The sequence below is a fragment of the Saccharopolyspora sp. NFXS83 genome (genome assembly GCF_026241095.1).
Taxonomy (GTDB): Bacteria; Actinomycetota; Actinomycetes; order Mycobacteriales; family Pseudonocardiaceae; genus Saccharopolyspora_C.
The window spans coordinates 424,136-442,272 of record NZ_JAPFGB010000001.1; the positions used below are offsets into that span (position 1 = coordinate 424,136).

Here is an 18,137-nt window from a genome sequence, read left to right on the forward strand (position 1 = left end):
CTCATGTCCCCACGTCGATCCAGCGCGGTCCTCGTCTCGGCGTTCTCGCTGGCCGCGATGGCCTTCGCGCCGTCGGCCTCCGCCGCGGACGAACCCACGGCCCGCGAGCTCATGGAGAAGTGCGACAACGGCACCGACAGCTGCGTGTTCCACCCGGAAGGCCAGCCGGAGTACTACACCGATGAGGCGCACACCGTCGGCGATCCGGTCTACAACTGCACCGATGGCATCCAACGCTCCTCGGTGGAGTGGTCGGACACGACCTCGCAGAGCAACAGCATCGGCTTGTCGATGACCACGGAGGCCGGTTTCGGCAAGGTCTTCTCCATCGCCTACGAGCAGAGCTACGAGCACACCTGGGAGGAGTCGCACACCGAGTCCCAGACGACGAACGTGGACACGGAGCCGAACCAGGTGGGCTCGGTCGAGCGCGCGGCGCAGATGCAGAAGGTCAAGGGCACCTACGAGCTGCACTTCGAGGACAAGTTCTACGACCACTACATCTGGTACGTGCCGATGGAGGTCACCGGACCTGCGCCGGACCCGACCAGCGCGGTCAGCCAGCACGTGCGGGACATGACCGAGGAGGAGATCTCCCAGTGCCCGTGACGAGCCCAGTGCCCGTGACGAGCCCGGTGCTCCGGACGCGCCCCCTGTCCTTGAACACCTCCGCGGCGCCGTCCGGGTCCGCCGCCGGAAGAGAGGTCCACCGATGATCCACCGCATCGCCACCGCCGCGTCCGCGGCCGTCGCGGCAGGACTGCTGATCGTCCCGCCCGCCTCCGCGGCCGACGAGCCCACCGCGCGCGAACTGCTGGAGAAGTGCGACAACGGCACCGACAGCTGCGTGTTCCACCCGGAGGGGGAGCCGGAGTACTTCCAGAACACCTCCGAGCTGGTCGGCAGCCCCACGTTCAACTGCACCGAGCTGCCGCAGCGGATGGGGGTGTCCTGGTCGGACACCACCTCCGAGAGCAACAGCCTCGGGCTGTCGATGTCGACGTCGTTCGGCGAGGTGTTCAAGGTGACCTTCAAGGCCAGCTACGGCCACGAGTGGAAGGAATCCCACACCGAGACCCAGACGACGAACATCGACGTCAATCCCGGTGACGCCGGGCGGGTCTTCCACGGGCCGAAGATGCAGAAGGTCAAGGGCACCTACGAGCTGCACTTCGAGGACAAGTTCTACGACCACTACATCTGGTACGTGCCGATGGAGGTCACCGGCCCGGCCGATGATCAGGAGAGCACGATCACCCAGGACACCAGCCCGATGACCGACGAGGAGAAGTCGGCCAACTGCGGCTGATCCGCGAGCCGCGGGGCCTTCCGGCGCGCTGCCGGGAGGCCCGGCGGTGGGTCGTGCGCAGGTCGGACCGGTCGGTGGGCCGGGCGGGCCGCGACGGCCGCGTTCGCGTCGGGGAATCCTCCTCCCCGTGCTGTGGCCGGGAGGGTGCGGCGGATCACCGCCGACTGACGGAGCGTATTCGGCGACCTGCTAGAGTCGCCCAGGCAGCACCGTGCCGAGCACGGTGCTGTGGATTTTCCAGCCGTGCCGGCCCCGTGTACGAGGATTTGGGAAGCCGGCCATCGTTCGGCCGGTAACCCCGGCTTGCGCACCAGGAGGTTCGCGTGCTCGGCGCCTTCCGCTCGGCTCTGGCGACGCCGGACCTGCGCCGCAAGATCCTGTTCACACTGGGCATGGTCGTGCTGTACCGGCTCGGCGCCACGATTCCCTCTCCGGGGGTTTCGTACCCGAACGTCCAGCAGTGCTATCAGGAACTGCAGGGCAGTCAGAGTGTCTTCTCGCTGTTGAACCTGTTCAGCGGTGGCGCGCTGTTGCAGCTGTCGGTGTTGTCGCTGGGCATCATGCCCTACATCACCGCGAGCATCATCATCCAGCTGCTCCAGGTGGTCATTCCTCGCTTCGAGCAGTTGAAGAAGGAAGGGCAGTCCGGTCAGGCGAAGCTGACGCAGTACACCCGCTACCTGGCGATCGCGCTCGCGGTGCTGCAGGCGACGGGCATCGTCGCGCTCGCCGAGCGCGGCCAGCTCTTCCCCGACTGCTCCGCGGACGTCATCCCGGACAGCTCGGTGCTGAACCTCATCACCATCGTGGTCGTGATGACGGCGGGCGCCGCACTGCTGATGTGGATGGGTGAGCTGATCACCGAGCGCGGTGTCGGCAACGGCATGTCGCTGCTCATCTTCACCTCGATCGCGGCCCGGATCCCCGCTGAGGGCGGCAAGATCCTGCAGACGCACGGCGGCCTGGTGTTCACCGTGGTCTGCCTGTTCGCGGTGGCGATCATCGCCACGGTGGTCTTCATCGAGCAGGCGCAGCGCCGGATCCCGGTGCAGTACGCGAAGCGCATGATCGGTCGCCGGATGTACGGCGGGACTTCGACGTACCTGCCGCTGAAGGTGAACCAGGCCGGTGTCATCCCGGTGATCTTCGGTTCCTCGCTGCTGTACCTGCCGCAGCTGCTCGGGCAGCTGGCGGGCAACCAGGACTCCTGGTGGGCGCGGTTCATCCAGACCTACATCGTCGACCCGTCCAGCTGGGTGCACATCCTGCTGTACATGGCGATGATCATCTTCTTCGCCTACTTCTACGTCTCCATCACGTTCAACCCGGAGGAACGGGCTGACGAGATGAAGAAGTTCGGCGGCTTCATCCCCGGCATCCGGCCCGGTCGGCCGACCGCCGAGTACCTGAGCTTCGTGCTGTCGCGCATCACGCTGCCCGGCTCGTTGTACCTGGGCATCATCGCGATCCTGCCGAACTTCTTCCTGGGCCTGACGGGCCAGGGCGGGAACCAGAACTTCCCGTTCGGCGGCACAGCGGTGTTGATCATGGTCAATGTCGGTCTGGACACCGTGAAGCAGATCGAGAGCCAACTCACGCAGCGGAACTACGAGGGTTTCCTCCGGTAAACTCCCCGAGTACGGATGGCGGACTCATTGTTTCGCATCGCGGAAGCGCATCGGCGTTCCGCATAGCGCGTGCATTATGGTGTTCGTCCGTGGCGACGTTCGGCGTGGCCCTGGCCTGGGGTGATACCAGGTCGGCCCGCTGAGCGTCGATCCCGCCGGGCAACGCGCGCGGCGATCAGCATCCGCACTCCACGGGGTGAGTGCGGAGCGCTCGACGAAGGTGGCTGCAGACCACCGCAATGATTCGGAGGCAGACCCTTGGTGCGATTGGTTCTCGTCGGCCCGCCTGGTGCGGGCAAGGGCACCCAAGCGGCCGTGCTGGGCGAACGGCTCGCCGTTCCGCACATCTCCACCGGCGACCTGTTCCGCGCGAACATCGGGAATTCCACGCCACTCGGGCAGAAGGCCAAGTCCTACATGGACGCGGGCGAACTGGTTCCCGACGAGGTCACCAACGAGATGGTTCGCGAGCGACTGGCGGAACCGGACGCGCAGGACGGGTTCCTGCTCGACGGATTCCCCCGGACGACGCCGCAGGCGGACGTGCTCGGCGACATCCTGGCCGACAACGGCATGGAGCTCACCGCCGTCCTCCAGTTCGACGTGCCGGAGGAGGAGCTGGTGCGCCGCATGCTCGACCGCGGCCGGTCGGACGACACCGAGGACGTGATCCGGCGCAGGCTCGCCATCTACCACTCGGAGACCGCACCGCTGCTGGACTACTACCGGGCCAAGGTCGTCAAGATCGACGCACTCGGCACGGTCGACGACATCACCGACCGCGCGCTGGACGCGTTGGGCCAGAAGAAGGCCTGACGAGCGCGCACCACAGACCTGAGGAACGGACGGGAACACGGGTGTTTCGGCGAGGCAAGGGCATCGAGCTCAAATCGGTCGGCGAGATCGAGGCGATGCGGGCGGCGGGACTGGTCGTGGCCAGCGCGCTCGCCGCGGTCTCCGCGAAGGCCGAACCCGGTGTCAGCACCGGTGAGCTCGACGAGGTCGCCGAGCAGGTGATCCGGGACGCCGGTGCCGTCCCGTCCTTTCAGGGCTACCACGGCTTCCCGGCGTCGATCTGCGCGTCGGTGAACGAGAAGGTCGTGCACGGCATCCCGTCGAAGTCCGAAGTGCTCGCCGATGGCGACCTGCTGTCGGTGGACTGCGGGGCCATCCTCGAAGGCTGGCACGGGGACTCCGCGGTCACCTTGTCCATCGGCACGGTCAGCGAGCGCGACCAGGCGCTGTCCGACGCGACGCGCCAGGCCATGTGGGCCGGGTTGCAGCGGGCGCAGGCCGGTGCGCACCTGACCGACATCTCGCACGCGGTGCAGACCGCGGCGCAGGCGGCGGGGAAGTCCGACGGCATCGAGTACGGGATCATCGCCGAGTACGGCGGCCACGGCATCGGCACCGAGATGCACATGGAGCCGTTCCTGCCGAACCTCGGCAAGCCCGGGCGCGGCCCGAAGCTGCGGGTCGGCATGGCGTTGGCGGTCGAGCCGATGCTGACGCTCGGGTCCGTGGTCACCACGGAACTGGAAGACGAGTGGACCGTGGTCACCGTCGACGGTTCCCGCGCGGCGCACTGGGAGCACACCGTCGCGATCACCGAAGACGGGCCCTGGGTCCTCACCGCGCCGGAGCAGTGAGCTGCGCCCCTCGCCGGTGACCCCGGCGCGAACAGCTGCGAACGCGAATGCCTCATCCGGCGGCGAGAACCGTCGGATGAGGCATTCGTCGTGCGGGGGTCAGTGCCGCGGGCGGCGGCAGACGTACACGCGGGCCGGCGGGACGTTGCGCCACACCGTGCTGCGCGGCAGCACTTCTTCGAAGGTCTCCCGCAAGATCTCGGTGAAGGCGATCGTGTTCGCCCGCCACAGCGTCGTCACGTAGGTGACCGTGGTGAACACGCCTTCCTTCGTCAGCACCTTCGAGACCTCGCGCAGCAGCGCGCGTTGCTGATCGGCGGGCAGCAGCGTCCACGGGATGCTGCTGATGACCGCGTCCACCTGGGTGCGGTTCGCCGCGGCGAGCAGTTCGACGAGGTGCCGGGCATCGCCCTCGATGACCTCCAGCCACGGCTTCGTGGAGTTGAGGTACCGCACCAGCTCCGGGTCGATCTCCACGGCCAGGTGGTCGGATCCGGCGGGCAGCCGTTCGCGCAACGCCCCGCTGAGCGCACCGGTGCCCGGCCCGAGTTCGAGCACCGTCGGCGTGCCGCTGGCCGGGACGACCTCCGCGACCGCTCTCGCGACGTACTCGGAGGTGGGGAGCACGGCACCCACGGTGCCGGGCTGCCGGACGGCGCGCGTGACGAAGGTGCGGTACTCGCGCAGCTTGGCTTGCTTGCTCACTCGGCGCTCCAGGATCGGTAGAGAGGTCCTGGAGAACCGTAACGGCCCGGACCCGGTATCCGGCGGTCCCGGATGCCGGGTGCGGGAAATGCCCGGATCTGCCCTTAAAAGCTCAGAGGTCCTTTTCGCGGCATTTCTCGATCTCCGTTCCGGTGGTGGCCAAGCCGCTGATCAGCGATCACCCAGGAAATCGAAACGTCGCGGGGTCTCGGTTCTCTGCTCGGGAGGGCGGCAATCGCTCGTGCGGTGGAGCCGCTCGAAGAATTGATCTCGGAGCGTGGAGATCTCCGAGTCCCCGCTCCGGGGTGGAACAAGGTCGAATGCGACGTTCGTCAGTGCAATGGGCGGCGGCAGATGTAGTGCAGGATCGGCGGGAAGTTGCGCCACGTCGTGTGCGTGAGCACCTCGTCGAAAGTGGTGGCCAGGCAGGTGCGGAACCGCTTGCCGCCGGGGTTGTGCTCCGCGGGCAGGTAGGTGAGCGCGGTGAACGCGCCGTACGGGGCGAGCACCTTGGTGACCTCGCCGAGGATGCGGTCCTGCTCGTCGTCGCCGAGCAACGACCACGGGATGCTGCTGATCACGGCGTCCACCTGGTCGACGCCCCGGTCGGCCAGCAGCGGGACCAGGTCTCCGGCGTCGCCGTGCACGAGCTCCATCCACGGCGCGTGCCCCCGCAGGTGCTCCACCATCTCCTCGACGAGCTCGATGCCGATGTGCCGGGCACCCGCGGGCAGCCGCTCGTGGATGCCGCCGCTGAGCGAGCCGGTGCCGGGGCCGAGCTCCAGCACGACGGGCGCCCCGGTGGTGGGCACCACCTGCGCGACGGTCGCCGCGACGGCGGCCGAGGTGGGGGTGGCCGCACCGACCTCCCGCGGGTTGCGCACGGCACTGGTGAGGAACGTGCGGTACTCGCCGAGCTTGCCCACCGGGCCGGGCGACGGCTTCCGGGCGGCGGATGTGCGGTCCTGTTGCGCGGTCACTGCTCTCCTCGAAGCGCGGATCAGCGGTCGGAACGGGTGGCTGCGTTGGCGCCGGAACCGGCTGCTCGCGGGTTCCTCGGACGGAGCGCTGGGCGAATCCGAGCCGCCGGGGCTTCCGCAACCGCGCCGGTCGACATCATCGTCGCGCCGACGGGTGAGATCGAACGTAGACAGCCCGCGAGCGGTGCCGCAACCACCCGAGTGGGGGGTGCGGTGGAGGCCTGCTCGCACTCGCCGCGCCCGTTCACCCACCGTCGATGCGCGTGCACCCAACGCGTCGTCATGCCCGGTCTTCTCGAGGGGGCGTGCGCGGGGGATCGCCGCGGCCCGGCGCCGGGGTGGACGACGCGGGAGCGCCGATTCCGGACCGGCCCGCCGACCAGGGACGTTGCCCAGCCCCCGGATGAAGCCCGAATCGGCCTGCGCGTACAGTGGAGCAACGGCGCACTCATCGCGCCGGTTCGTCGTGCCTTGTGCTCGCGGGGGCATTCCGGGGAGTTCGTCATCGGACTCGTCGGCCGGGCCGTCCCACGGGCGTCTCGCGGTTCACCGCACACTCAGGGCAGTTCGGGCCGACCGGAGCGCGTCCGTCGCCGGTCCTGGAGGGAAGTCTCCGGGTCGGGTGGCCGAAGGCGCAAGCCTTACCAACCGTCACCGTCACGAAACGCGGAGGACATGGGCAAAAAAGACGGGGCCATTGAGGTCGAGGGTCGCGTGATCGAGCCGCTCCCCAACGCGATGTTCCGCGTCGAGTTGGAGAACGGGCACAAGGTCCTCGCGCACATCAGTGGCAAGATGCGTCAGCACTACATCCGCATCCTGCCCGAGGACCGGGTCGTCGTGGAGCTCTCGCCCTACGACCTTTCCCGTGGGCGCATCGTCTACCGCTACAAGTGACCTCCACGGTGTCCGGGAGACCGGGCACGCGTCCGAGCAGGAGAGCACGACCGTGAAGGTCCAACCTAGTGTGAAGAAGATCTGCGACAAGTGCCAGATCATCCGTCGTCATGGGCGGGTCCTGGTCATTTGCGACAACCAGCGCCACAAGCAGCGCCAGGGCTGATCGCGTCCGTCGCGGACATGTAGCCGTACTGACAATCCAAGGGAACTCCCCTCGCCTGCCGGCTCGTGAGTGAGCCGGTCCACCTCCGGTTCCAGGCCGGGGCTTCACGCCGGATGCGGTCGTGGAGGCGGCAGGGGCTGCAGACCTGGAACGACACGAAGGAGACCTGCCTACATGGCAAGGATCACCGGTGTCGACCTCCCGCGTGACAAGCGCATGGAGGTCGCGCTGACCTACATCTTCGGGATCGGCCGCAGCCGTTCCCAGGAGATCCTGACGGCGACGGACATCTCGTTCGACGCGCGCGCGAAGGATCTCGACGATGACCAGCTCGCGAAGCTCCGCGACTACATCGAGAACCATTTTCGGGTCGAGGGTGACCTGCGCCGCGAGGTCGCGGCCGACATCCGCCGGAAGATCGAGATCGGTTGCTACGAGGGGACGCGGCACCGCCGCCACCTCCCGTTGAACGGGCAGCGGACGAAGACCAACGCCCGTACCCGCAAGGGGCCGAAGAAGACGGTCGCCGGCAAGAAGAAGGCCGGGAAGAAGTAAGCGTCGCTAGGAGACCACAACAGCTATGCCACCCAAGTCTCGCGCTGGCGCCGTCAAGAAGGTGCGGCGCAAGGAAAAGAAGAATGTTGCGCACGGACAAGCGCACATCAAGAGCACCTTCAACAACACCATTGTCTCGATCACGGACCCGACCGGTGCGGTGATCAGCTGGGCCTCCGCGGGCCACGTCGGGTTCAAGGGCTCTCGCAAGTCCACCCCGTACGCCGCGCAGATGGCCGCTGAGAACGCCGCCCGCAAGGCCGCCGAGCACGGCATGAAGAAGGTCGACGTCTTCGTGAAGGGTCCGGGTTCGGGCCGCGAGACGGCGATCCGCTCGCTGCAGGCCGCCGGCCTCGAGGTCGGCACGATCCAGGACGTGACCCCGCAGCCGCACAACGGCTGCCGGCCGCCCAAGCGGCGCCGGGTCTGATCGCGGGAAAGGAGTAGAAGAAGATGGCACGTTACACCGGTCCCGCGACCCGCAAGTCCCGCCGTCTCAAGGTTGACCTCATCGGTGGGGACCAGGCGTTCGAGCGTCGTCCGTACCCGCCGGGGCAGCACGGGCGCGCGCGCATCAAGGAAACCGAGTACCTGCTGCAGCTTCAGGAGAAGCAGAAGGCTCGTTTCACCTACGGCATCCTCGAGCGGCAGTTCCGCTCCTACTACGAGGAAGCCAACCGCCGCACCGGGCGTACCGGCGAGAACCTCCTGCAGCTGCTGGAGTCCCGCCTGGACAACGTGATCTACCGGTCCGGTCTGGCCCGCACCCGCCGGATGGCGCGGCAGCTGGTCAGCCACGGCCACTTCGTGGTCAACGGCACCAAGGTGAACGTTCCGAGCTTCCAGGTCTCGAAGTTCGACATCATCGACGTGAAGCCGAAGTCGGTGAACACCACGCCGTTCATCATCGCCAAGGAGACCTTGGGCGAGCGGCCGGTGCCGGCATGGCTGCAGGTCGTGCCGTCGAACCTCCGCGTCCTGGTGCACCAGCTCCCGGAGCGCGCGCAGATCGACACCCCGGTCACCGAGCAGCTCATCGTCGAGTACTACTCGAAGTGATGCTTCCCGCCGGCGGCCCTCACCGGTCGCCGGCGGTGGCCGTCCGGGCGGCGGAGCCGGATTCCGTCGTCCGCTCGCGGTTCGCCGCGGGCTGCCATCCCATCGACGTCAAATAGCGGGCGTCGTGAGGTAAAGGAAACTCAACATGCTCATCTCCCAGCGACCCTCACTGGCCGAAGAGGCCGTGACCGAGACCCGCTCCCGGTTCGTCATCGAACCGCTGGAGCCCGGCTTCGGCTACACCCTCGGCAACTCGCTGCGCCGGACCTTGCTGTCCTCCATCCCCGGCGCGGCCGTCACCAGCCTGCGCATTGACGGTGTGCTGCACGAGTTCACCACCATTCCGGGCGTGAAGGAGGACGTCACCGACGTCATCCTGAACCTCAAGGAGCTCGTCACGAGCTCCGAGGAGGACGAGCCGGTCACGATGTACCTGCGCAAGCAGGGCCCCGGTGAGGTCACCGCGGCCGACATCGTGCCGCCGGCCGGGGTCACCGTGCACAACCCGGATCTGCACATCGCCACGCTCAACGGCAAGGGAAAGCTGGAGATCGAGCTCGTCGTCGAGCGCGGTCGCGGCTACGTCCCGGCGGTGCAGAACAAGCAGACCGGTGCGGAGATCGGTCGCATCCCGGTGGACTCGATCTACTCGCCGGTGCTGAAGGTGACCTACAAGGTCGAGGCCACCCGTGTTGAGCAGCGCACCGACTTCGACAAGCTGATCCTGGACGTCGAGACCAAGCCGTCGATCACGCCGCGCGACGCGGTCGCGTCGGCCGGTCGGACCCTGGTCGAGCTGTTCGGGTTGGCGCGCGAGCTCAACGTGGACGCCGAGGGCATCGAGATCGGACCGTCGCCCGCCGAGGCCGACACCATCGCGGCCTACGCGATGCCGATCGAGGACCTGGACCTGACGGTGCGCTCCTACAACTGCCTCAAGCGGGAGGGCATTCACACCGTCGGCGAACTGGTGTCGCGCAGCGAGGCGGACCTGCTGGACATCCGCAACTTCGGTGCGAAGTCCATCGACGAGGTCAAGCTGAAGCTGGTGGGTCTGGGACTGGCCCTGAAGGACAGCCCGCCCGGGTTCGACCCGTCGGCCGCGGCCGCCGAGTACGCCTCGGAGGGCTGGTCGGCGGACGACGACACCCCGCTGGGCTCCTTGTCGGTGGCCGAGGACAACGGCTACGACGACGGTCAGGACTACGCGGAGACAGAGCAGCTGTAGCTGTGATGCGCGGGAAGGGCCACCCGATCCGCGCCTTGAGAGGAGCAAGCGATGCCCACCCCCACCAAGGGAGCGCGTCTCGGCGGGTCGCCGTCGCACGAGCGGTTGATGCTGGCCAACCTGGCCACGTCGCTGTTCGAGCACGGGAAGATCACGACGACCGAGGCGAAGGCGAAGCGGCTGCGGCCGCTCGCCGAGCGCCTGATCACCAAAGCGAAAAAGGGCGACCTGCACAACCGTCGCGAGGTCATGAAGACCATCCGCGACAAAGACGTCGTGCACAAGCTGTTCGCCGAGATCGGTCCGCACTTCGCGGAGCGTCCGGGCGGTTACACCCGGATCATCAAGGCGATGCCGCGTCGCGGTGACAGCGCCAAGATGGCCGTGATCGCCCTGGTGACGGAGAAGACCGTCACTTCTGAGGCGGAGGCCGCTCGCGGCACCAAGTTCGCGAAGGACGCCGAGCCGGCCGCCGAGGCGACCCCGGCTGCGGACGAGTCCGCCGCGGTCGAGACCGAGGCCGTCGAGGCCAAGGCCGACGCCGCCGCTGAGGCCAAGGCCGAGGAGGCCGAGAAGAAGGACGAGTCCTGATTCCGGTTTCTGACGCGTCGAACGAGCCCGTCGCTCCTTCCAGGGAGGGCGGGCTCGTTCGTCTTCGCTTGGACGTGTCCTACGACGGCACGGAATTCGCCGGTTGGGCGAAGCAGCCCGGGCAGCGCACGGTGCAGGGCCTCCTGGAGGACGCGCTGTCGAAGCAGCCGCCGGGCCGGGAGATGTCGCGATCGGTCGTGGTGGCAGGCCGCACGGACGCGGGCGTGCACGCCGACGGCCAGGTCGTGCACGTGGACGCGAAGCCGTTCCGCTCCGCCGCTGAGGCGCGGTTTCCCGTTGACGCGCGGGGGATTCCGATCCTGGAGCGGCTCGTGCACCGGTGGAACCGCATCCTGCCGGGCGACGTGCGGGTGCGATCGGCCGTGCTGGCGCCGGACGGATTCAACGCCCGCTTCTCGGCGTTGCGGCGGCACTACCGGTACCAGGTCTCGGACGCGCCGTGGGGCGTGGATCCGTTGCGGCGGCGGGACACCTTGGCGTGGAACCGCGCGGTGGACGTGGACGTGCTGAACGCGGCCTCGCGGGATTTGCTGGGGCTGCGGGACTTCGCCGCGTTCTGCAAGCCCCGCGAGGGCGCGACGACGGTGCGCGAGTTGCAGCGCTTCGAGTGGGAGCGGGTCGCTGATCATCTGATCGTGGCCAGGGTGAGCGCGGACGCGTTCTGCCACTCGATGGTGCGGAGCCTGGTGGGCGTGCTGCTGCGGGTCGGCGACGGCCGTCAGGGCCGCGGCTGGCCCGCGGAGCTGGTGGGATCCGCGGAGCGCACCAGCGCGGTCGCGCCCGCGCACGGCCTCACCCTGGTGGGCGTCGACTACCCGGACAGCGCCGAACTCGCTGCTCGCGCAGAACGCACTCGGGCGCTGCGCTCGCTGTGTTGAGGCACGGCTCGTTCTGTTTGGGCGGTCGGGTGGCGGAACCTCAGCTGCCTTCTCGTTGCGGGATCGAATTTTCGAGTGGCTCTGCCACGCGTGACATTGCTGTCCTCGCGGTAGGACGGCTGAGAACCCGCGGGTGACCGGCTTTTCGACGTGGGCCATGCAGGCACGGCCTTCGGCCGCGAGGCAAGCGTGGCTTCGCCCGCCCTTCGCGGCCTCGCGCGGGGCAGGTGCGGGTTTGCCCGCCTCTTGTTGTCAGGTTCGGCGGAGGGCGTCGGTGAGCTTGACCCGGGCTCCGGTTCGGAGGATGGCGTTGGCGTAGATGCGACCGCCCAGGCGCAGCAGACCGGCGAGGGCGGCGATGCTGAGCAGCACGGCGACCGCGGACTCCCACGGCGCGGCCACCCCGAGCGCGGTGCGCATCGGCATCAGCACCGGTGAGAAGCCGGGGACCAAGGACAGCACGGCGCCCAGCGAGCTCTCCGGATCGTTCGGCAGCACGGTGAGGCCGACGATGAACGGGATCACCAGCAGCATGATCACCGGGGTGACCACGCTCTGCAGGTCCTCCTGGCGCGACACCAGGGACGCGGCGGCGGCGAGCACCGTGGCGTACAGGTAGAAGCCGAGCAGGAACCACACCAGCGCCCACAGCATGGTCCCGAGCAGCGCGGCGGAGGGCAGCACCAGCACGCCGGAGCCGACGGCGGCGGCGAGCCCGATCCCGCCGATCAGCACGAACTGCGCGAGCCCGGCGAGCCCGATCCCGAGCACCTTTCCCGCGAGCAGCTGGGTGGGGCGGATGGTGGACAGCAGGATCTCCACGACGCGGCTCGTCTTCTCCTCCACCACGCCTTGCGCCACGGCCTGCCCGAACATGATCAGGAAGAAGTAGAGCAGCATCCCCGCGCCGACGGCCATGCCGAGCCGTTGGCCGCGCTGCGGGTCGTCGGGTTCCAGCGTCCGCACGTCCACGTGCGCCCCCGCCAGCACGGCGTGCACGTCGGCGGGTTCCAACCCGGCCATCGCGAGCTCGGCGTCGAGCGCCTGCTGGCGCACCACCTCGTCCAGCGCCGTGCGCACCCCGGAATCGGGCGCGCTGCGCACGATGAGGTTCAGGGAGTCCGGTGCTCCGGCGACGAGCCCGTCGAGTTCGCCGTCGGCGACGAGCTCCTCCCCGGTGGCCTGGTCCGGGATCCGGGTGCTCTCGATGGTGGTGCCGAGCCGGGCGGCGGTGCGCTCGAAAGGCGTGGCGACGGCGGTCGCCTGCCCGGTGAACCCGATCTTGGAAGTGGCCCCCTGCTGCCCGATGAAGAACATCAGCGCGGCGTAGCCGACCAGGATCGCGAGGATCGCGCCGGTGCTGATCAGGAAGGATCGGGTGCGGATCCGGGTGTTGACCTCGCGGCGCGCGACGGTCCACACGGTGCGCAGCGGGCTCACGCGGCACGCTCCTCGGTGACGGCGGTGCGGAACAGGTCGGTGAGGTCGGGCCGGTGGCGGCGGAACTCGTGCACCGGCCCGGTGGCGAGGGCGGCGCGCAGCACGGCCTGGTCGTCGGCGCCCTCGGCGAGTTCGAGGGTGGTGCGGCCGTCCTGGACGTCGATGACGCGGACGCCGGCGAGGCCGTCGGACCACCCCGCGGCGGCCAGCGGTGCGTGCACCACGAGCTTCGCGGGGCCCTGATCGCGCAGCTCGGAGACGGTGCCGCACGCGACGGTGCTTCCGGCGGCGACGATGCCGACCCGGTCGCACAGCCGCTGCACCAGGTCGAGCTGGTGGCTGGAGAACAGCACCGGGATGCCCCGGTCGCGGGTTTCGCGCAGCACGTCGCTCATCACCTCCACGGCGACCGGGTCGAGGCCGGAGAACGGCTCGTCGAGCACCAGCACGTCCGGTTCGTGCACGAGGGCCGCGGCGAGCTGCACGCGTTGCTGGTTGCCGAGGCTGAGCCGCTGCACCTGCTCCTCGCGCCGGTCGCGTAAGCCGAGCCGGTCGGTCCAGTGCGCGGCGGCGGACCGCGCGCGGTCCCGGCTCATGCCGTGCAGTTCCCCGAGGTAGGAGAGTTGTTCGGTGACCTTCATCTTCGGGTACAGGCCGCGTTCCTCCGGCATGTAGCCGAAGCGCCTGCGGGCGTCGAGGTCGAGCGGTGCACCGCGGAAGCGCACCTCGCCGGAGTCCGCGTCGAGCACGCCGAGCGCGATGCGCATGGTGGTGGTCTTGCCCGCACCGTTGCTGCCGACGAAGCCGAACAGCTCGCCGGCGCCGACGGTGAACGTCATGTCCCGCAACGCGACGGTCTCGCCGTAGCGCTTGGAGATGTGGTCGATCTCCAGGCCGCTGTCCGTCACGTGCAACGCCTCCTCGGTTCCGTACCGCCTGTGAATCATCGTGCCCGACGGGGTGTGGGGATCAGTCCGGTTCGGGGCTTTCCGCGAGGTCGGGGCATGTCGGTTCGGTCACGGGCACCGGGTGCGGTGCCGGGCCGCGGTCAGTCGAGCAGGCCGTGCAGGGCCTTGTCGACGAGGGCGGTCACCACGGGCAGCGCCTCGGCCCGCAGGTCCGGCCGCAGGCCCAGCCGGGTGCGCCGGTCGAGGACGTCGTCGGCGTCGAGCGCGCCTTCGTGGCGGACCGCCCACAGCACTTCGGCGGCGGTGAGCTCGGTGCCGGGCGCCACCGGTTCGGCGAGGTCCGGGTCCAGTTCGGCGAGCGCGGCGACCCGGCCCGCTTCGGTGCCGTAGCGCGCGACGAGCCGCGGTGCCGCCTCGATCCGGTGCAGTTGCGCCCGGTCCGCGGCGCCGACCAGCGGCACGGCGGTGGTGCGGGAGGGGCCCGCGGGCAGTCCGGCGGCGCGGACGGCGGTGTCCACGGCTTCGGCTGCCATCCGCCGGTAGGTGGTGAGCTGGCCGCCGACGACGGTGACCACCCCGTCCGGGGAGGTGCGCACCGCGTGCTTGCGGGACAGGTCGGCGGACGCCGCCTTGCGCTTGCCCGCGGGTTCGTCCAGCAGCGGGCGCAGCCCGGCGAACGACCCGAGCACGTGCTCCCTGCCTAGCGGTGCGCCGAGCGCGCCGCGAACCGCGGTCAGCAGGTGGTCCACATCGGACTCCGGCACTTCCGGTACGGCGGGGGCGGGGCCGTGCACCGGTTCGTCGGTCAGTCCGAGGTAGGCGGTGCCGTCGGGTTGCGGCAACAGCAGCAGGAAGCGCCCGGACTCGGCGGGCAAGGTCAGCGCGGTGCCGGTGAGCCCGGCGGCCTCGGCGTCGATGACGAGGTGCGAACCGCGCGAGGGGCGCAGCCGGATCTCCGGCGAGAGCTCCCCGGCCCACACGCCGGTCGCGTTCACCACGGCGCGTGCCGACAACCGCAGGTGCTGCCCGGTGCGCTGCTCGACGGTGTCCGCGCCGTCGCGGTCCAGCGCGGTCGCGCGCACGCGGGTGAGCACGCGCGCACCGAAACCGGCGGCGGTGCGGGCGAGCGCGACGACGAGCCGCGCGTCGTCGATGAGCTGCCCGTCGTAGCTCAGGAGCCCGCCGCGCAGCCCCTCGGTGCGCAGGCCCGGCACGAGCGCGCTCGCTTCGACGGCGGGAACGCGGCGCGGCGCGGGCAGCACGGCCGCCGGTGTCCGCGCGGCGCGGCGCAGCGCGTCGCCCGCGTGCAGCCCGGCGGTGAGCACGGCCTCGGACTTCCTGGACACGGCCTCGTGCAACGGGATCAGCATCGGCAGGGTGCGCACCAGGTGCGGCGCGGTGCGGGTCATCAGCACGTCGCGTTCGACGGCGCTCTCCCTGGCGGTCGCGAGGTCGCCGTGCGCGAGGTAGCGCAGTCCACCGTGGACGAGCTTGCTGGACCAACGCGACGTCCCCCACGCGAGGTCGTCGGCTTCCACCAGCGCGACGCGCAGCCCGCGGGAGGCGGCGTCCAAGGCCACTCCGGCGCCGGTGACTCCCGCCCCGACCACCAGCAGGTCCAGCGTCTCGTCGGCCACCGCGGACAGCTCGGTGCTGCGGCGGGCGGTGTTCAGCGAAGTGGCGCGCAGGGAGCCGGCGGGCAACGGCGTGGTGCTCATGGGACCTCCGGGTGGGCAGGTCGGGCGGGGGCCGGGAGCAGCGCCGCGTCGAGCAGTGCGGCCAGTTCGCGGCTCATCGCGTCGGGTGCGGTTCCGGCGGTGAGACGGGCGGAGAGCACGAAGGACTGGACGAGCAGCAGCAGCGCCCTGGCCTGCGCGGCGGGATCGGAGTGGCGCACCGAGCCGTCGAGGTGCCCGTCGGCGAGGTAGTCGAGCAGGAAGCGTTCCGCGGCGAGCTGGGTGCTGCCGAGGCGTTCGACGAGGTAGGGCAGCAGCAGGTCGGCATCGGTGTCGAGGACCTGCCGCAGCAGGGCCGAGTCCTGGAGCTGCCGGACGGCGTCGAGGGTGGCCGTGACGAGCCGTTCACGGGCGGTGCCGCTGCCCTCGTGCTCCCGCGCGTGCCGCAGGATCGCGCAGAAGTCCCTGGTCATCAGGGTTCCGACGAGGCTGCTGACGTCGGGGAAGCGCCGGTACAGCGTCATCCGGCTGATCCGGGCGCGGCGGGCGATCTCGGTGAGCGTGGTGCGCCGCACGCCGTGCGCGAGCACGCTGTCCCGCGTGGCACGCAGGATCTCGGCGTCCTCGACGCGGTTCGCCGCCGTTCGGGAGGGCAGCCTCGGCCAGCCCGCGGCGCTGTGACGTTGCGACGTCATATGTAACACTGTACTGGTGAGCGAGTTGATCGACCACACCCTGCGGGGTGGCTGGACGCCCTCCGGGGCCGGCGCGGCCCCGTTGCCCACCCATGCTCTGCGCTGGCTGTCCACGCGCCTCGGGCTCGACGGGATCACCACGCCCGCCGCGCCCGCATCGCTGCTGGACGTGCCGGACAGCGCGCTGCCGGAAGAGGCCCGCGCGGAGCTCGTGGAACTGCTCGGCGAGCACCAGGTGCAGACCGGGGCGACCGCCCGGCTGGGGCGTGCCGGTGGTTTGTCCTACACGGACCTGGTGCGCCGTCGCGACGGCACGGGCCTGACGATCCCGGACGCGGTGCTGCTGCCCGCGGACCCCGCGCAGGTGCAGCAGGTCCTCGAGGTGTGCGTGCGCCACGACGTGGCCGTGGTGCCGTTCGGCGGCGGTACGTCCGTCGTCGGCGGGGTCACCGCGCTGCGCGGCGGGAAATCGTCGGTGGTGGCGCTGGACCTGGCCCGGCTGGACCGGCTGATCTCGGTCGACCCGGTGTCGCGGATCGCGGTGCTGCAGGCGGGAGTCCGGGCGCCGGAAGCGGAGTCGTTGCTGGCGGCGCACGGTTTCACGCTGGGCCACTTCCCGCAGTCGTTCGAGCGCGCCACCATCGGCGGGTTCGCCGCCACCCGCTCGGCGGGGCAGGCCTCGGCGGGTTACGGGCGGTTCGCGGACATGGTCGAGGGCGTTCGGGTGGCGACCCCGGTGGGCGAGTGGCGGCTCGGTTCCGCGCCCGCTTCGGCCGCGGGCCCCGACCTGCGCCAGTTCGCCGTCGGCGGGGAGGGCGCGCTCGGCGTCATCACCGAAGTGGCGCTGCGGGTGCGGCCCAAGCCCACCGAGATGCGCTACGAGGCGCTGGTGCTGGACGGCTGGCAGTCCGCCGCGGAGGCGGTGCGCGCGCTGGCCCAGCAGCGGGTCCTCGCCGACGTCACCAGGGTGTCCGATGTGGACGAGACGGCGGTGCAGCTGGAGCTCTCCGGCGGGGTGAAGTCCCGCGCGGTGCGGACGTTGCTGCTGGGCAGGCGGATCGGTGAGCCGTGCCTGCTGGTCCTCGGCTGGGAGTCCACCAGCGGCGTGGAGCTCAAGCAGCGCCGCGCTGCGACGTTGCGGGCGCTGAGCGGTTTCCGCTCGGTGCGGCTCGGGCCGCACGGCGGGGAATCCTGGCACGCCAACAGGTTCGCGGGACCGCGGCAGCGGGACGCGCTGCTCGACGTGGGCGTGTGCGTGGAGACGCTGGAGACCGCGACCTGCTGGTCCCGGCTGGCCGAGCTGCGCTCGGCGGTGCGCGCCGCGCTGGTGCGCGCGCTGGAACACGACGGGCGGGCGCCGATCGTGATGTGCCACATCTCGCACGCCTACGAAACGGGCGCCTCGCTGTACTTCACGGTGTTGGCGGCGCGCAGCGCGGAGGACCCGATCGGCCAGTGGCAGTGCGCGAAGGACGCGGCGACCGACGCCATCACGTGGCGCGTCCCCGGCCACGACATGGGCCGCGGCACCCTCACCCACCACCACGCGGTGGGCGCGGACCACCTGCCGTGGCTCGAATCCGAGATCGGTTCGATCGGCACCACCGTCCTCGCGGCGGCGAAGCAGGCAGTGGACCCGACCGGAATCCTCAACCCCGGCAAGCTGATCGGCTGACGGGAAGCCGAGCCGACCGGGCTCACCGGCCCGCGTCCTGCCAGCGGCGAAGCCGCTGCGCAGCGACCACCTACGCG

Annotated in this window: 20 protein-coding genes; 14 read left to right on the top strand and 6 right to left on the bottom strand. The window is 70.1% G+C overall.

Going from position 1 to position 18,137, the window contains the following annotated elements:
• Positions 1-3 precede the first annotated feature (3 nt).
• The 5 genes from OOZ19_RS02125 to map all read left to right on the top strand — a co-directional run bounded on the left by OOZ19_RS02125 (position 4) and on the right by map (position 4,586).
• The gene (locus OOZ19_RS02125; protein WP_266087555.1) at positions 4-609 is read left to right on the top strand and encodes a hypothetical protein; all 606 of its coding nucleotides are present in this window, start codon (positions 4-6) and stop codon (positions 607-609) included.
• Positions 610-712: 103 nt separating this feature from the next.
• A complete protein-coding gene (locus OOZ19_RS02130; RefSeq protein WP_266087557.1) occupies positions 713-1,309 on the top strand; it encodes a hypothetical protein in 597 nt (198 codons plus the stop codon).
• A gap of 323 nt (positions 1,310-1,632) precedes the next feature.
• On the top strand, positions 1,633-2,937 hold the full coding sequence (gene secY / locus OOZ19_RS02135) for a preprotein translocase subunit SecY (protein ID WP_184476407.1): 1,305 nt from the start codon (positions 1,633-1,635) through the stop codon (positions 2,935-2,937).
• 258 nt (positions 2,938-3,195) lie between these two features.
• Entirely contained in the window at positions 3,196-3,753 is a 558-nt protein-coding gene (locus tag OOZ19_RS02140; protein WP_266087560.1) for an adenylate kinase, read from the top strand.
• Between the two features lie 41 nt (positions 3,754-3,794).
• Positions 3,795-4,586, top strand: a complete 792-nt coding sequence (map, locus tag OOZ19_RS02145; protein ID WP_266087562.1) for a type I methionyl aminopeptidase — start codon at positions 3,795-3,797, stop codon at positions 4,584-4,586.
• 99 nt (positions 4,587-4,685) lie between these two features.
• Here the strand turns inward: map and OOZ19_RS02150 are convergent, their stop codons facing one another.
• On the bottom strand, positions 4,686-5,291 hold the full coding sequence (locus OOZ19_RS02150; protein ID WP_266087564.1) for a class I SAM-dependent methyltransferase: 606 nt from the start codon (positions 5,289-5,291) through the stop codon (positions 4,686-4,688).
• A gap of 332 nt (positions 5,292-5,623) precedes the next feature.
• Positions 5,624-6,271, bottom strand: coding sequence for a class I SAM-dependent methyltransferase (locus OOZ19_RS02155; RefSeq protein WP_266087566.1), 648 nt, complete (start codon positions 6,269-6,271; stop codon positions 5,624-5,626).
• A 675-nt stretch (positions 6,272-6,946) separates the two neighbouring features.
• Between OOZ19_RS02155 and infA the strand changes: the two genes are divergently transcribed.
• The 8 genes from infA (at position 6,947) to truA (ending at position 11,666) form a co-directional block, all read left to right on the top strand.
• Complete coding sequence (gene infA / locus OOZ19_RS02160) at positions 6,947-7,168, top strand: translation initiation factor IF-1 (RefSeq protein WP_009948665.1); 222 nt, start codon at positions 6,947-6,949, stop codon at positions 7,166-7,168.
• A gap of 52 nt (positions 7,169-7,220) precedes the next feature.
• On the top strand, positions 7,221-7,334 hold the full coding sequence (gene rpmJ, locus OOZ19_RS02165) for a 50S ribosomal protein L36 (RefSeq protein WP_184476415.1): 114 nt from the start codon (positions 7,221-7,223) through the stop codon (positions 7,332-7,334).
• Between the two features lie 174 nt (positions 7,335-7,508).
• On the top strand, positions 7,509-7,889 hold the full coding sequence (rpsM, locus tag OOZ19_RS02170) for a 30S ribosomal protein S13 (protein WP_266087572.1): 381 nt from the start codon (positions 7,509-7,511) through the stop codon (positions 7,887-7,889).
• Positions 7,890-7,914: 25 nt separating this feature from the next.
• Positions 7,915-8,319 (top strand): 30S ribosomal protein S11, encoded by a 405-nt coding sequence (rpsK, locus tag OOZ19_RS02175; RefSeq protein WP_184476418.1) that lies wholly within the window; start codon positions 7,915-7,917, stop codon positions 8,317-8,319.
• A 23-nt stretch (positions 8,320-8,342) separates the two neighbouring features.
• Positions 8,343-8,948: a 30S ribosomal protein S4 gene (gene rpsD / locus OOZ19_RS02180; RefSeq protein WP_243790101.1), complete on the top strand. Its 606-nt coding sequence runs from the start codon at positions 8,343-8,345 to the stop codon at positions 8,946-8,948.
• Positions 8,949-9,093: 145 nt separating this feature from the next.
• Entirely contained in the window at positions 9,094-10,176 is a 1,083-nt protein-coding gene (locus tag OOZ19_RS02185) for a DNA-directed RNA polymerase subunit alpha (protein ID WP_184476422.1), read from the top strand.
• A gap of 51 nt (positions 10,177-10,227) precedes the next feature.
• A complete protein-coding gene (rplQ, locus tag OOZ19_RS02190; RefSeq protein WP_266087578.1) occupies positions 10,228-10,767 on the top strand; it encodes a 50S ribosomal protein L17 in 540 nt (179 codons plus the stop codon).
• 68 nt (positions 10,768-10,835) lie between these two features.
• The gene (gene truA, locus OOZ19_RS02195) at positions 10,836-11,666 is read left to right on the top strand and encodes a tRNA pseudouridine(38-40) synthase TruA (protein WP_266087580.1); all 831 of its coding nucleotides are present in this window, start codon (positions 10,836-10,838) and stop codon (positions 11,664-11,666) included.
• Between the two features lie 252 nt (positions 11,667-11,918).
• Here the strand turns inward: truA and OOZ19_RS02200 are convergent, their stop codons facing one another.
• From OOZ19_RS02200 to OOZ19_RS02215, 4 genes are all read right to left on the bottom strand, one after another.
• A complete protein-coding gene (locus OOZ19_RS02200) occupies positions 11,919-13,106 on the bottom strand; it encodes an ABC transporter permease (RefSeq protein ID WP_266087583.1) in 1,188 nt (395 codons plus the stop codon).
• Entirely contained in the window at positions 13,103-14,053 is a 951-nt protein-coding gene (locus OOZ19_RS02205; RefSeq protein ID WP_416309378.1) for an ABC transporter ATP-binding protein, read from the bottom strand. Before OOZ19_RS02205 ends, OOZ19_RS02200 begins: the two co-directional genes overlap by 4 nt.
• Before the next feature lie 101 nt (positions 14,054-14,154).
• Positions 14,155-15,732: a glycerol-3-phosphate dehydrogenase/oxidase gene (locus OOZ19_RS02210; RefSeq protein WP_266087587.1), complete on the bottom strand. Its 1,578-nt coding sequence runs from the start codon at positions 15,730-15,732 to the stop codon at positions 14,155-14,157.
• Complete coding sequence (locus OOZ19_RS02215; RefSeq protein WP_266087589.1) at positions 15,729-16,385, bottom strand: TetR/AcrR family transcriptional regulator; 657 nt, start codon at positions 16,383-16,385, stop codon at positions 15,729-15,731. Before OOZ19_RS02215 ends, OOZ19_RS02210 begins: the two co-directional genes overlap by 4 nt.
• A 16-nt stretch (positions 16,386-16,401) precedes the next feature.
• Here OOZ19_RS02215 and OOZ19_RS02220 point away from each other — a divergent pair, with 16 nt between their 5' ends.
• Positions 16,402-18,060, top strand: a complete 1,659-nt coding sequence (locus tag OOZ19_RS02220) for an FAD-binding oxidoreductase (RefSeq protein WP_266087591.1) — start codon at positions 16,402-16,404, stop codon at positions 18,058-18,060.
• Positions 18,061-18,137 lie beyond the last annotated feature (77 nt).